The organism is Mesorhizobium sp. M0751, assembly GCF_040320265.1.
In the GTDB taxonomy this organism is placed as follows: domain Bacteria; phylum Pseudomonadota; class Alphaproteobacteria; order Rhizobiales; family Rhizobiaceae; genus Mesorhizobium.
The window spans coordinates 72,717-86,906 of record NZ_JAMYPH010000012.1; the positions used below are offsets into that span (position 1 = coordinate 72,717).

The 14,190-nt window shown below is 59.7% G+C and carries 12 protein-coding genes and 3 pseudogenes; 7 read left to right on the plus strand and 8 right to left on the minus strand.

Annotated elements, in window-relative coordinates; all coding sequences use genetic code 11:
- The first annotated feature begins 26 nt into the window (after window positions 1-26).
- Window positions 27-1,151, plus strand: a pseudogene (locus NKI19_RS19195) (site-specific integrase).
- Window positions 1,152-1,393: 242 nt separating this feature from the next.
- Here NKI19_RS19195 and NKI19_RS19200 read toward each other — a convergent pair.
- Window positions 1,394-3,055, minus strand: coding sequence for a tannase/feruloyl esterase family alpha/beta hydrolase (locus NKI19_RS19200; RefSeq protein WP_352493621.1), 1,662 nt, complete (start codon window positions 3,053-3,055; stop codon window positions 1,394-1,396).
- A 191-nt stretch (window positions 3,056-3,246) separates the two neighbouring features.
- On the opposite strand from NKI19_RS19200, the pseudogene NKI19_RS19205 reads away from it, so the two are divergent.
- A pseudogene (locus NKI19_RS19205) lies at window positions 3,247-3,564 on the plus strand (integrase); the annotation flags it as partial.
- Between the two features lie 2 nt (window positions 3,565-3,566).
- On the opposite strand, the gene NKI19_RS19210 reads toward NKI19_RS19205, so the two are convergent.
- The 4 genes and pseudogenes from NKI19_RS19210 to nadE all read right to left on the minus strand — a co-directional run.
- Window positions 3,567-3,824 (minus strand): aminopeptidase, encoded by a 258-nt coding sequence (locus NKI19_RS19210; RefSeq protein WP_352566848.1) that lies wholly within the window; start codon window positions 3,822-3,824, stop codon window positions 3,567-3,569.
- Window positions 3,825-3,880: 56 nt separating this feature from the next.
- Complete coding sequence (locus NKI19_RS19215; protein WP_352453905.1) at window positions 3,881-4,033, minus strand: aminopeptidase; 153 nt, start codon at window positions 4,031-4,033, stop codon at window positions 3,881-3,883.
- A 451-nt stretch (window positions 4,034-4,484) separates the two neighbouring features.
- Window positions 4,485-5,567 carry a histidine kinase dimerization/phosphoacceptor domain -containing protein gene (locus NKI19_RS19220; protein ID WP_352566850.1) on the minus strand — a complete coding sequence of 361 codons (1,083 nt, stop codon included), beginning with the start codon at window positions 5,565-5,567 and terminating at the stop codon, window positions 4,485-4,487.
- A gap of 404 nt (window positions 5,568-5,971) precedes the next feature.
- Window positions 5,972-6,303, minus strand: a pseudogene (gene nadE, locus NKI19_RS19225) (NAD(+) synthase); the annotation flags it as partial.
- A 1,013-nt stretch (window positions 6,304-7,316) separates the two neighbouring features.
- Between nadE and NKI19_RS19230 the strand changes: the two are divergent.
- Entirely contained in the window at window positions 7,317-9,383 is a 2,067-nt protein-coding gene (locus NKI19_RS19230; protein ID WP_352493622.1) for a carbamoyltransferase family protein, read from the plus strand.
- Between the two features lie 107 nt (window positions 9,384-9,490).
- Here the strand turns inward: NKI19_RS19230 and NKI19_RS19235 are convergent, their stop codons facing one another.
- On the minus strand, window positions 9,491-9,646 hold the full coding sequence (locus NKI19_RS19235; protein WP_352493109.1) for a hypothetical protein: 156 nt from the start codon (window positions 9,644-9,646) through the stop codon (window positions 9,491-9,493).
- 319 nt (window positions 9,647-9,965) lie between these two features.
- Between NKI19_RS19235 and NKI19_RS19240 the strand changes: the two genes are divergently transcribed.
- The 4 genes from NKI19_RS19240 (at window position 9,966) to NKI19_RS19255 (ending at window position 13,109) form a co-directional block, all read left to right on the plus strand.
- Window positions 9,966-11,150: a glycosyltransferase family 9 protein gene (locus tag NKI19_RS19240; protein WP_352567080.1), complete on the plus strand. Its 1,185-nt coding sequence runs from the start codon at window positions 9,966-9,968 to the stop codon at window positions 11,148-11,150.
- 539 nt (window positions 11,151-11,689) lie between these two features.
- The gene (locus NKI19_RS19245) at window positions 11,690-11,974 is read left to right on the plus strand and encodes a type II toxin-antitoxin system TacA family antitoxin (protein WP_352468510.1); all 285 of its coding nucleotides are present in this window, start codon (window positions 11,690-11,692) and stop codon (window positions 11,972-11,974) included.
- Window positions 11,975-12,484, plus strand: a complete 510-nt coding sequence (locus tag NKI19_RS19250) for a GNAT family N-acetyltransferase (protein WP_352453588.1) — start codon at window positions 11,975-11,977, stop codon at window positions 12,482-12,484.
- 187 nt (window positions 12,485-12,671) lie between these two features.
- Complete coding sequence (locus NKI19_RS19255; protein WP_352517875.1) at window positions 12,672-13,109, plus strand: hypothetical protein; 438 nt, start codon at window positions 12,672-12,674, stop codon at window positions 13,107-13,109.
- Window positions 13,110-13,759: 650 nt separating this feature from the next.
- Here NKI19_RS19255 and NKI19_RS19260 read toward each other — a convergent pair.
- Window positions 13,760-14,002 (minus strand): FMN-binding negative transcriptional regulator, encoded by a 243-nt coding sequence (locus NKI19_RS19260; RefSeq protein WP_352567081.1) that lies wholly within the window; start codon window positions 14,000-14,002, stop codon window positions 13,760-13,762.
- Window positions 13,930-14,103, minus strand: a complete 174-nt coding sequence (locus NKI19_RS19265; RefSeq protein ID WP_352468507.1) for an FMN-binding negative transcriptional regulator — start codon at window positions 14,101-14,103, stop codon at window positions 13,930-13,932. The genes NKI19_RS19260 and NKI19_RS19265 overlap by 73 nt, the downstream gene beginning before the upstream one ends.
- Window positions 14,104-14,190 lie beyond the last annotated feature (87 nt).

Consider the following 14,190-nt stretch of genomic DNA (forward strand, 5'->3'; position numbering starts at 1 on the left):
GAAGTGACGGTCAAGATGTCCGAAATATGCTACGAATTTCGGACAAGCTTCACACACAAAGCGCCGCGGCTTTGCCCGACATCATCGATATCGTCATGCAGATGGGCGATGCCGACCTAGCCTCGTCCCCCTCCCCTTCCAGCCATTGCCAATCCCAGCCTGCCTGCGCAGCTTGAGGCGCTCGCCGGCCGCGCGCGCGATTATATCGAGGCGGCGAGTTCGGCCAACACGCGTCGCGCCTACGCAGCCGACTGGAAGCATTTTTCGAGTTGGTGCCGGCGCCAAGGCATCGAGATGTTCCCGCCCGATCCTCAGGTCGTCGGGCTCTACATCGCCGCCTGCGCGTCAGGTACGGCCACTGGCGACAAAAGGCCCAACACCGTTTCAACCATCGAGCGCCGGCTTTCGTCGCTCTCCTGGAATTTTGCCCAGCGCGGTCAGCCGCTGGACCGCAAGGACCGCCACATCGCAACGGTCGTGGCTGGCGTTCGCAACACCCACGCCTCCCCTCCCAGGCAGAAGGAAGCGATCCTGCCCGAGGATCTGATCGCATGTTCGAGACCCTCGACCGCGGCACGCTGCGTGGTCTGCGCGACCGCGCCATGCTGCTTTTGGGTTTCGCCGGCGGCCTTCGCCGATCCGAAATCGTCGGCCTCGACGTCGGCAGGGATCAGACCGAGGACGGGCGCGGCTGGGTCGAGATTTTTGCCGATAAGGGTCTGCTTGTCACATTGCGCGGCAAAACCGGCTGGCGCGAGGTCGAAATCGGCCGCGGCTCCTCCGACGCCACCTGCCCTGTGGTCGCTCTGCAGACCTGGCTAAGACTGGCGCGCATTGCGCACGGACCGCTGTTTCGGCGCGTTGCTGGTCAAGGCAGAGCCGTCGGTGCCGATCGCTTGAACGACCAGGAGGTCGCACGCCTAGTCAAGCGCACGGCGCTCGCCGCCGGCGTGCGCGGCGATCTGTCGGAGGGCGAACGGGCCAAGAAATTCGCCGGCCACTCACTGCGCGCCGGCCTCGCCTCGTCGGCCGAGGTCGACGAACGCTATGTGCAAAAACAGCTCGGCCATGCCTCCGCGGAGATGACGCGAAATTATCAGCGCCGACGCGATCGTTTCCGCGTAAATCTCACCAAGGCGTCCGGGCTCTGATGCCCCCGTTTTGTCCGCTGGGATGAGGCGGTCAGATCTCAGGCGATAACAATTACCTCATCGAGCACAGCGAGCGCTGTGTCCAGACTATCGGCGGCCGACGCTTCGTAGTCAGGCATGATCATCAACTGCGTTATGGCACGGCCCACAAATTCCGGGTTTAGCTTTTCCAACCGATCCTTGGTCCGGGAGACCTGTTCCGGGAATGCGCGCAGATTGAAGCGAACAAATGACGAGGTCTCTTATCCCCGACACGAATAGCTCGCGATCTCATCGGGATTTCCCTTACCGCCATAGGCAGCTTGAGTGGGATAAGCGCAGATCGGCTGGTGCTTGCCGGGGAATGCCTTGCTGCCAGCCGCGAGAGAATCCGGAGCCTTGTCTTGGTTTATCCAGCCCTCGATGGCGGCCAAAGGATCAAAGTCGTCGAAGGCTTGGCCATCGCCGCAGTGGGTCATCCCCGGAATTATGAACATGCGCACGAAACGGCGAGTCGCTTCCAAATCGCCGCCGCTTGTGACCTCGACGACTTGCTTGTACCAGCGCACCAGATCGTTGGCTGAGAAGACTGGATCGGAAAGTCCCTGAAACAAGAGCAGCTTTCCACCGTGGGCAGCGAAGCTGGCGAGATACGTGCCGGTCGCATCATTGAGCTTAGCCGTATCCGCAACGCGTGCCGGATCCTTGTCGAAGTCGAACTTCAGGGGGTCAAAATTCGGCGCCGGGGGCGTCATGAAGTAGTATTGAAGCGAGCGGGCTCCCAGAACGATGTTATTTGCATCCGACTGGGAAGTGGGGGAATTGCCCAGCTTCCACATTCTCCAGTCCGCGCCCGCAACGCCCGTATCATATGGCCAATCGCTGTAAAGCTTTTCGCCATCGGAGCTTTCCGGACCCGCGAACGCGCGGCTCATGGCCTGCACTTGACCAGCCGTGAGGCAGCTGTCCGTCTTATCGCCTTGGCAGGACAGGACCTTTGGGTCGAACCGGCACTGCTGCCAGGCGTTGATGACGCCATCCTCAATGCCATCGCGGGCATCACAAGCAGCGAGAACCGCCTTGGCGACGATGTTCAGATCCTGCTGGGAGAAGGCGCGGGATAGAATGGGATGGCCGGCCTCGTCCTTGGGAGCGATGCTCATGTACTGGCGAGTATCCCAGGCTTCGGCAATGTTGGCGGCACTGAGACGAAAACCCGGGCTACCTGCAACAATGCCGTCGAACTCGAGCGGATATCGCTGAGCCGCTATCAACGCCTCACGACCGCCATTCGAGCATCCCATGAACACCGACTTTTTCGGAGCCGCCCCATAGAACTTGGCAATCACCTGCTTCGAGACCGAAGTGACTTTGCCAATGGAGGCGTACGCAAAATCAATGCGTGCGGCTTGATCGACCCCGAAAGCCGGATCGGGGCTTGGGTGCCCGCCATCCATGCTTACAACAGCGTAGCCGCGCAAGAGCCCGGGAGCCGCGGTCGAGTTCCGGCAAGGAATGGTCCCGACGGCCGGCGCCAGGAAGCCATCAACTGCGCCGCCGCCCTGGAAAAGGAACATGTCGTTCCAGGTCGTCGGAAGACGCACCTCAAACCGGGTGCCATATGATTGACCATCGACCCCCTGGCGTTTCCCGATAACACCTCGGACAAGGCAGTGCCCGCCCACTTTTACCGCCTGAGGCGAGGCGCCGGTGAATGCAGTGAAGGGATCTGCGGGGATCTCCTGCGGCTTTTGAAGGCTAGCCTCGGTAAAGATCACGCTTGGAATTTTGAGCTTGGCGATGGACCGGCACGCCTGATCCGACGCGTTTGCCGCCAGTGCAGGCGCACATACACATATGATCGCCAACATCAGTGCCAGCGTGCACCCGCGGTCCCGCAGCTTGAGCCCGTTAGCCAAGAACATACCCATCCTCCCTGGATGCGCCCGATAGCCCGAAAGCTGATCGCATTGGTAGCTAGTTGTGAGCTTTCAGTAGGTTGTCCATCCGGTCCGAACCAGGAAAGCTGAGATTGTCGAAGCTTCAGTGACTCCAGGGGGACCGGATGAACATCCATAAGAATACCGGTCTGACGCCGCTCGGTCGAGAGCGGATTTTTTGCGCCTGGGCGCGCCGGCAGCACCTCGAGGTGTTGCCGCTTGATCCGCAGACCGTCGGCCTCTACATTACGGCCTGTGCATCCAGAAAGGTTACAGGAGACAAGAAACCAAACTCTGTGGCGACGATCGAGCGCCGTCTCTCCTCCCTGGCGTGGAATTATACGCAGCGTGGCGAGCCGCTCGATCGAAAGGACCGCCATATCGCCACCGTGCCCGCCGGCATCCGTAACAGCCACGCAAAACCGTCTGTGCAGAATGACGCCATACTTCCCGAAGACCTGATCGCCATGCTGGAGACGGTGCTCCGCAAGACCCATCAGGTCGCCCCAGGCCAGAGCAACCGGCTCGTCCCCGGGGAGGACGAAACGGTCGACCACTCCGCTTGTTCGACTTGTGTTCGGGCGACTATCCCGGCTTCTATGCATCGCGCTTCGGCGCGGCGAGCTTTGTCGAACGCGCCAAGCCTTTGAACCGAATCGCTGTAGACGGAAGTCGCGGCGAGCTTCGCGTTGTTGATCGGAGCATCGAACCAGGCGTCGTATCCGCGGTATCCACCCCATCGTCTGTCGCGCAATCTGTTGGCGAGCGCGTCCTCAGCCGTTCGATCGCGGCCGTCTTTGCCGCAAACTATTATATGGCGGCCGCCGATGCCATTCGGGCGCGCAATATCTCAGGGGTTGAAGGATCGTCGATCAGTTTTCCGATGTCTTGGCGGGCCGCGATGATCTGCACATGACCCTGCAAAGATTGCGCGTAGTAGGAAATACTGGTGCAACTGGTCACCCCAGGCGTCAGGATAATCGTAGAACCAGTCGAACGAATGCACGCATCCCGGTTTGCCTACAGCACTGCTCTCCTGTCCCGATAGCGCAAATTCGCGGTTACCTCCGGCCACGAACAGTCGGACCAATTTTATTTGTAGGTTAGACCTTCGTCCTCGGCAAGATTGGCCAAGCGATGACTCGCTGCTGAATTGCCGGCCCGCGCGTGATGAGCGCGAAGGCGTCAGGTGCCCCCGCCGTCAAGACTCAAGCCGCAACGTAATCAGGCGGGAGTGCCTTCCGCTAGGTGGGGATGGACTGGCCGCCGAAGTCAGAAGCAGCAAGCCTGGAGCATAATGGAAGACCTCGACCATGTGAAGCAGGCCGCGAAGCGCGTCCGGGCCTATTTGCAGCCACCTGCTCAAAGCCGCGACATGAAGCCAGCCGCCAGCCTGCTAGTCGACAGCAACCGTTCAGCTTGCTGCCGCCGACCGCTTGAAAACGATGGTCACCTTCGTCCCTTTGTTGGCGCTGGACTCGACGGCTAGCTGCGCCTTGGCGTTCTCGGTCAGCGATCGCGCGATCAGCGCTCCGAGCTTGCCTGGTTTGGGCCACACCTCGCCTTCCGGCAGGCCGATTCCGTCGTCCGCCACTATAACCCGGCAGCCGTCGCCATCGACGACGCTGTGCAGTGTTATCGTGCCGCCATCGCGGCCCCGGAACGCATGCTTTAGTGAATTGGTCAGCAATTCGTTTACGACCAGCCCGGCCGGCATGGCGACGTTTATTGACACGGGATATGTATCCACCTTCATATCCAGCCGGATTCCCTCGACCGCATGCGAGCTCATGACCGCGGACGCGATCTGGCTGAGATACACACCAAGGTCGACCTCCTCCTTCGGCTCGTCGGCAGTTAGCGTCTGGTAGAGGATCGCTAGAGCGTCGACGCGACCGGCGAGCCGCTCAAACCGTCTCCGGTCGGCCTCGGTCGCGTTGCGGCTTTCCAGCCGGATCAGCGCGGTGATCATCTGCAGGTTGTTCTTCACCCGGTGCTGCAGTTCGCGCAGCAGCGTGTCTTTCTCGCTGACACGCTCCTCGGCCGAGCGCTGATCTCCCACCTCGCCGTGAGCCGATACGTCGACCAGGGCCACCAGTCGGAAACAGACCTTGCCGTTGTCGTCCTCTATCTCGTTGGAATAAACGTCAACGATCGCGGGTTTATCCTCGCTGCGCTCCAGCCTGAAGGTGCCGACCAAATCGGATTCCTCGACCACCACCTCGGCTAGCGGCCTGTCCTTTTGCTGATGGAGGCCTGTGCCTAAAAGGGCCGCCCAGTTTTCTCGGGTGAGCCTTGCGGACGTCAGGCCTGACAGTTTCTCGAATTCCGGATTGGCGTAGACCACGCGCTCTTCAGCGGCAAGGTCCGAAACGGCAATGGCAATCGGCACCTGGTCAAGGAATTTCTTAAACTGTTCACTTTCCAGTGCGGTTGCAAGGTCAGGTGTATCAAGCAACTGCTCGACGGCCTCAGCCTTCTCTGAATCCGATGTCATTTGCGCGCCTTTTCTGCGCGGATCATATCAACAATGCGGCGCGCCTGCCATCGCCGAAACTTGAGCTGCATCTCACGTTTCGCATCACGCATCTGACAACAAGCTCTGCATCGCGTAACGGCCGCACGTCTAGCATTGCGACCGGCCGAAGGAGAGCGGCAAGGATCGGCTACAATCCAGGTGCCTGGAATGTCGAAGCGACCGGTCAAGTGGGTACGCTGCGGAAGATCGATAGAGCAGGCATTCAGGAAGAATGAGTTCGCGTGCCGGCCTCGGCGATACGTGCCGACACTGTCAACCTCATGACCGCATGCGGGCTGAAAGAGCAGCGCTTCGCTCCAGCGGTAATTCAGGCCGCTAGCTGCCTAACTGCGGCAAGCCCATCGATCGTGTATGTTGAGACGCTATTGCCGATGCCTAAATATCGAACCCGTCATGGCAATCGTTGTGACGGGAAGCGCTCGCTTATGGGCTGTGCTGGAATGCGCATGAAGTATACGCCTGTGCGCCGCTTCGTTGATCTCTTGGCCTTCGAGGAAGTCCTCAATCTCATCGTATGTGAGACCGGGACGAGGTTCTCCAGGTCGGCGGTCGGGATCTTTTCAACAAGATCAGACGGAGCGCCCAGATACACTGCCAAGGCGCGAACTCTGCGCTTGTTCAGCCCGGAAAGAGGAAGAATGTCTGCGGCACCATCGCCGAACTTGGTGAAGAAGCCCATCAAGGCCTCGGCTGCTTCGAAGCGACTTCTGAAAAAGAAGTGTGGGTTTGCTCTCATACCCTTTGCTGAAAAATGTTGTCATAGAGCGCATGGAATGCCACGCGCTTCGAATCGGAGTAGCCATCCGGGAAGCCTGAAGCCCCTTTGAAGCGCATGTCCGGCAGCTATTCATAGTGTGGATGACTTTGATCGAAACAAACGATTTCATAACTCTTCGGAAATCTTGCATGGACAAAAGCACGTCCGCACCGATCACCCATCCAAAGGAGAAAATCTTCCATGCGCCCTGACGTGCAGTGGAGGTCGTGCCGAGAAGTGAGTTGCAACTGGCCGATCATGTCGGCGGTTCGACGCTAGTCGTCCCCAATGTTCCTGAGCTGCGAAGTCTTGCAGGCGAGCCAGCTGCCCAGCGCGATTCTGCTTGTGGCGGGCTTTTTGCCGCAGGCAGTCCGCTCGTTTGGGCAGCGGATTGGAGACCCGGCCGGCAGCGCTACCATACAACATCAGCGCACTTTACATCTACGCGGTATTGCCGGGCTTCCAGTCGGTGCCATGTTTGGCCGACGAATGACGCGATGCGGCCTCCTGCACAAGCGAAGGCGTTATCGGATGTGCGACCGGGAAGCAGGCGGACAGTGCAGCACATGTCACTCGCCTGTGCGACGGTCTTTCGGGGAATGAAATCGGGCCAGTTCACGGCGCGGCATTATTCGTCAACAGCCGCCCCTTCGCAAGGATATAGGCAGCCCGCGTCACAAGTTCGTGCTGCAGATGAAAACGGCATCGCCGGCATGCAAGTCAGCAGCCGCTCAAGATTCGATGATCCAGCCAAGCTCTCGGCGTCATGGAACGGCAGGCGCCACGATCGAAGCATCTCATGTTGATTCAGGCGGACCCTTATGAGGCGTTCTTTGATGCCGGTGATGCCTGACAGGCGGTTGCAGCTGCAAGCGACAACGCGGCCTATTTAGTTGGAAACGGTCTGAGGCAGGCCAATTTGGCTTGCCCGTCACTATGTGGAGAAAGAAATGCTGTGTCTAGGAATTAGCGGCGGACTTGACCAAGTCCATGAAAACCGATTCGAGCTTCGGAACGCCTTTATGCACGATGGCGCCGCGGTGCTCGTCCGAGACGGACGGGTGATAGCAGCCGTCGAAGAGGAACGCCTCAATCGGATGAAACACTCCAACAAGCTCCCAATTCGTTCGATTCAATACTGTCTGTCAGCGGCGGGGGTTCAGCTCAACGACATTGATCGTGTCGCGCTCTACGCCAGCGAGCCCTATGCCAACGCCATGCTTGAAGGAATGTCCGCATCCCACCCGGACATTCTCTCCATTCCGTTGGATGCTAAAACCTTGGTGCAGGATCTGTTAACGCGTGAGTTCGGCACTAAGTTGGACAGTTCGCGTATTTCATTCGTAAGTCATCATCAGGCGCACGCCGTGAGCGCCTTTGCAATGTCGGGCTTCGAACAAAGTCTCATTCTAGCGATTGATGGCTCTGGTGATTTCCTATCGGGCCTCTTGGCGGTAGGGTCTGGCACAGAAATTACGCAACTCGAGGCTTTCCCCGAGAACAATTCTCTTGGGCTGTTTTATCTCGAGACGATCCGCTATCTCGGCTACGGCTTGTTCGACGAGTATAAGGTAATGGGACTCGCGCCCTACGGCGACCCCGCTCCCTATCGCGAGCTCTTCGAGCAGTTCTACGAGCTCTCCGCCAACGGCGGTGGCTACCGTGTTCACCTCGACCGCATCGGTCCGGCGTTGCTCCGCAATATCGAGGTCAGGCGAAAGGGAATGCCCTTCACCCAGCAGCATCGAGATGTGAGTGCGTCACTGCAGGAAGCGCTTGAGCGGATCGTGTTCCACATTCTCCGGCATCACCGTGAGGCCACCGGCATGAAGCGGTTGTGCCTGGCGGGGGGGGTGGCCCACAACTGCACGATGAACGGTAAGCTGCTGTATTCAGGGCTTTTCGAAGACATTTTCGTGCAACCCGCGTCTCACGACGCTGGCTGCGCATTGGGAGCTGCGCTGATAGTCTCTAACGAGATGGGCCGCCCCGCGCCGTGTGAGCGACTGCAGGAGGTCTATTGGGGTCCTGATCTCGGGAGCGAGCGCGCCGTGCAACAGGAACTGAATGCATGGGCCGGACATCTCGAGGTTGAACGCTCTGATGACGTGGCAAGCAGTGCAGCCGACTGGATCGCCAACGGCGCCGTGATCGGCTGGGTGCAGGGGCGTTCGGAGTTTGGGCCACGTGCGCTGGGCAACCGCAGCATTCTTGCCGACCCTCGGCCCGCCGCAAACAAGGACCGGATCAATGCGATGGTCAAGAAGCGCGAAGGCTATCGGCCCTTCGCGCCATCTGTGCTGGAGGAGGATGCGAGCGAATTTTTCGACCTCCCGGACGGTAGGCACGAATTTCCATTCATGAATTTCGTCGTTCGCGTGCGTGACTCAAAGCGCGCCTTGCTCGGTGCCATCACGCACGTCGACGGTACCGCTCGCCTGCAAACAGTATCGCGCAACGCCAATCCCGCGTACTGGGAGGTCATCAATGCGTTCAAGAAGCGCACAGGCACTCCAATTCTGCTCAATACGTCCTTTAACAACAATGCCGAACCGATCGTGGATTCGGTTGCAGACGCGATTGCCACCTTTCTGACGACAGAGCTGGATGGACTTGTGGTCGGGCCCTTCCTGGTAAAAAAGCGGGCTGCAACGCTGCAGGATTGGACTGCGCTTGCGGTTTCGTTGCCGCCCTATGTGTCCCTCCATCAAACCCGCGCTTACAAAGCGCCAGATCGTCGGGAGACTCACTGCGAGATCAGCACGACCCACTTCAGCAGTGACAGTGTACGAATTTCACACGACTTGTTTAATCTGCTGATGCGGATTGAGGGCGAAGCCATGTTGGGAGATCTCCTCAATACAATTGCGCCGGATCAGGCTAAGCGTGACGCTGTGATGGAGGGCCTGCGACGACTGTGGGAGCAGCGCCTCGTTCGGTTGCATCCCTCACAAGCTGCTCGCATGGATCAAGACTGCGATCAAACGCTGGACCAGCATAACAGGCTCTCAGCGTGATAGGGATGCCGCTATCCAAGCTCGGCGAATAAAGGTGTTCATCGACGCCGCCTGCCAGCACACCCCAGGCAGGCGGTCGACTTCATCACAGGGTTGATTCGTCCACTTCATGTTGGACGACCCGGACGCGCAGAAAAAAGCGCCTGCGGCGGGTCCTTTGTAACCACCATGATGCGGGACCACAGCGACAGGGCGTGCCGGAGACGGTCAATCCGGCCGGCGATGTCGTCGCCGGCGGCGACGGTCTCATTCAGGATCAGCATCGACCAAAGAGCGAGGCCACTGCCGTTATGCTCGAGATCTGGGGACGGCGGCTTGGCGAACGCCGTCTACTCGGCGTTTCTCGAACTCACTGCATGCAAGACCGTGACGAAGCCCTTCACATTGCGGGTCGGGACATAGCTGGCTTCTTGGCGCGCTACCACCGCTAGAGATGCAGACTTCGCCCGACAGCTCCTGCTGGAGCGCGGCTTGGATCTGATGGCAGAATTCTTGCGGAGACGCGGACAAGTGGGGAGCACTCCAACCCTACACACGCGTCACTGGGCTATCAGTGTTGACCGTATAATCTTCGGAATGGCAATGGCATATTTTACAAAGCACGACCGCAATCAAATTATATACCGCAGCTGGGAAGAGCCGGAACAGTCAAGCGCAAGGATGAGAATTTTGGTCCTCAAGCTTGATCATGTCGGCGACTTTTGGATGTCTCTAGGGCCCCTAAAGGACCTTCGTCAGCGTTTTGCGCATGCCCACATTACGCTGGTGGTGGGAAGCTGGAACATCGCTACTGCAAAACAGTTCGACCTCGCCGACGATCACATTGCTTTTGACTTTTTTCCTCGCAACCCAAAAGTCAAAACGCGCAAAGCAGCCGCCGACATAAGGCCGCTGCTGACCGGCGAGTTTGATCTTGCCATTGATATGCGTGTTCCGGAAGAAACAAGGCCCATCTTGCTTGAAGTCCCCGCCAGGCACCGTGCGGCGATAGTTGATCCGTACAGCATGCATCAGATCGATATTGCGATAGCGCCATTCAATCTGAAACTGCGCAGAACCATTTTCTACAAGCTGGTCCAAAAAATAGGGCTTGCTAACAAAATCCCCCGTAGATGGCTTGATTGGTTCATTGACCGTAAGCAGGTGCGTCTCCAGCATGTGTCAGAAATCCTCCTCTTTCTGGTCGCAAAGGCAGCTGCCTATTTCGAAAGCGGAGCGGGTCACCCACAGAATTCGACTACAGGCAATGCCCCGATTGTCGTGGCTCCGTTCTCCAATTCCAGCCTGCGAGATTGGCCGATTGAAAGTTTTGGCAAAGTTGTCGCTGCTCTTTCGACCCGTGGTGAGGTGGTCCTCGTTGGCCGTGGCGAATGCCTGGAAGCGCTTGAGGAGGTTGCGAAGATAGCTAGGGAACGTGGAGCCGCGAACATTCGGACGGCTGTCGACTTGTCAGAATTGGAATTCAATTGTCTCGTGAATTCGGCCGCGCTCGTCGTTTCGAACAATTCAGGCACCGGCCATGTCGCTGCCCAGCTTGGCCGCCCTACTATCGGCATTTTCACGGCGTCACATCTACCGGAGATTTGGGGGTTTCGAGGTCCCTTGGTCAGCATGCTTATGAGTGTTATTGAATGTCGCGGATGTGGTCTGGACCAAGTGCGGCATTGTCCGGTCAAAGTCCGATGCAAGTTCGACATCACGCCGGATCTCGTGATTGCCGAGGTAAACGCCTTGATGAATCATTGTAAGGGTACGGCACAAGCTTAGTGGCTCGCGGTCACCACAACCGCGATTGCCCAGCCCTTGTCGCTGATTCAATCGCTACAATCATCTAAAGGCCGAAATTCAGAATCGAATCGACTTGTTCGAAGGACCGCAGTGGCGATGTCACATTGGCCGACAGGTGGCATAGAGCGGCGCCTGAGAATGAAAGTGCCGCCGCCCAGCCTTCATAGCCGTTCCTCCTTTGTGGCGTGACGGCCCGAAAGTCGCCATCGCGTCAGATGTTCATCAGGTTCGGGATAGCCGGGGCTCGTCCGGCGACAGTCATGGCAGCGACTTCGCTTCTGGACCCGCTCATCCGGCCGCCAAAAACAAATGCACTTCCTAAAGCCGTAATTGATCCGCCGGAGCTGACCAAAGCCACCTTGCTCTGGATTGCGGCAATGGCGACTGGGGCGAGAAGCCGAGAAGAACCGATCCGGCGAGAAATCCTGAGACCATCCGCCACGAAACGTCGCCAGGGAACGTAGTATTGCGTTCCGCGTTACACTAACGTATATACGTTCGCAGCACAGGAGCGCGCCATGGCCACCACACCCACCAGGAAGGAAGCACCCGTCTCGATGCGGTTTCGCGACGATGATCTCACCATCATCGACCGCGGCGCGGAGCTGCTCGGCCTGTCGCGCACGGAGTTCATGCGGCGCGCCGCGCTGCACGAGGCGCAGGCGGCCATCCTCAACGAAACCGTCATCCGCGTGTCCCCGGAAGCCTATGACGCCTTCATGCAGGCGATCTCAGCCCCGGCCGCTGCGCCCCCGACGAAGGCGGCCGAGCGGCTGCGTCGGTCCCCGCCCTGGGACAGCTAGGTGGCGCTTTCAGGCATCGAGCTCCTCGACCACGCACATCGCCTCGACAGCTTCGATTGCGGCAAGCCGGCGCTCAATGCTTGGCTGGCCGGCTTCGCGCGAACGAACCAGGCCCGCGGGTTTACCCGCGTCCTGGTCGTTCACGACGAGGGAACAGTCGTCGGGTATTACGGCCTCGCGCCGGGCGTGATCCAGCCAAATAGCGCACCGCGCGCCATCCGCACCGGACGCCCGCCCGATCCGATCCCCTGCCTGCTGATCGGACAACTCGCCGTCGACCACCGCTATGCCGGACAAGGCGTCGGTAGCGGCTTGGTCAAGGACGCGCTGTATCGCTGCGTCGCCGGCGCCGACATCGTCGGCGGCCGCGCGGTGGTGGTGCGGGCGATCGACGCCGAGGCAGAGCGCTACTGGCAGAGCTGGGGCTTCATTCCCGCGCGGGACAATCCGTCGGTGCTCATGCGCTCGATCCAGGACGTGAGCCTCTGGCTGGCCGACAAAGGCCACTAGCTCCGCGCGCGTAGCGCCTCCGGAAGCGGCAGGTCTGCGCGCCGGCCTGCCGCCGACCGGGCTTTAGTTGCGGCGTCCCGCCGCTCCCTGAGCCGGCTTCGCCGTCTCGGCGTTCGGGTGACCCCTCACGCAGGGCCAGAGGGAGACGGCGGTCAGAGCGAGGGAGCCCTGGAGAGAAGGGAAAGTCATGATGTCGATGATATTCATAGGGGGTTCACGCGAGATATTTGAGCTGCCGGAACCTGCCATCGCTCGGATCCGCCCAATCGTTGTTGCCGTGCACGGCGTGCTGATTGGCGACGCGTCTGGAGCCGATGCCGAGGCGCAGGGCCTGCTCGCGGGCTACGGCTACAAACATGTCGGGGTCTTCCATGCGGCCAAGGAACCCCGCAATGATCTGGGCGACTGGGCTGCCTACCGGGTCCCGTCTCCTGAAGGCGCTAGAGGATACTGGATCTACGCCGCCAAAGACCGGGAGATGGCGCGCGCCGATTTTGGGATGATAGTCTGGGACGGCGCATCACCCGGCACGGCCGTCAACGTGCTTCGGCTCGCCATGGCGAACAAGCCGAGGTCATCTACGATCTGGCCAGGGGCAGCATGGCGACTACGCACCATGTCGTAGACTGGTGCGCCATTGCTCCGCGATGCCGGTCCAGACATTCGGCGCGCCAAGCCGAAGCCCGCATGACGCCAGGCGAGCGCCTGGCGTTGCCGGGATGATGTACGCGCGGTCCCGGCGGGTCCAACGCGATAGGCTTGATCCGGCCCCGCGCCCCCAACTCCACTTGTATGAACGGCCGGGGCCGGCCCTTTTCGAAACCGGCTCACCGCCGCGTGGCGTTGTGCAGGATGATTGTCTTGACCCGTCTCGCATCTGAAGCGGGTGCAAGCCTGCCGCACATGCCGCTGCTTGGTCATCCAACCTGGCTGCGAGGCATCGCTACCGTGGGCCGTGGCGTTCGCTGCCAGTCGGCTCCGATCTCCAAACCGCTGTGCCGCCATACCGAACACGCAAGGCGGTTTAACCGCCAGGCTGCTGTTCAAGGTATTAACGACGCAGGCGGCATGACCGGAGAGGCTGGCGGGGTAAGCAGCTTCCATCGATCCGGCGGCATTGCGGATGTGGCTGGCGATGGCGGCCTGAGTTCTTGTCCATCTGCCGCATAGCGGGTGGTCAGATGCTGGTCGCGTTTCCGGCGAGCCGAAGCATTTGTCTCTCAAGGTCACCCGTTGGAAATCCAGCACCAGCGGCTTGTCGGGACAAGATAGTTGCTATTGGGATTTGGCCGCCGCAGCCGCGAGCATCGCTTCTCCCATCCCATTGACGCCTCGGGCATTCAGCATTTCACCAGCGTTCTGAATGTCGCGCACCTCTTTGTTCTGGCTGAGTTTTGATTTACCAACCAGGGTGGTGATCTCGATTTCTAGGGCGACGATCGCCTTCACCATCGTGTCAATGAAGTCCTTCGGCGCGTCGCCCATCTTCCACGGGGCAGGCTGCGAGGCTTCATGCATGTGAGTGAGCTTCGCCACGTTACGGCGCACACATAGCGCTCATCATCCCGGACAGTGATGCGTCCGTGGGCGTGGACGACGAGATAGTTCCACGTCGGCACCTGGTTATGGAATTCATGCTTGCTTGGATACCAGTTCGGCGAGATGTAAGCGTCAGACCGTCGAGCTCGTCCCGGACCGCATGGCGC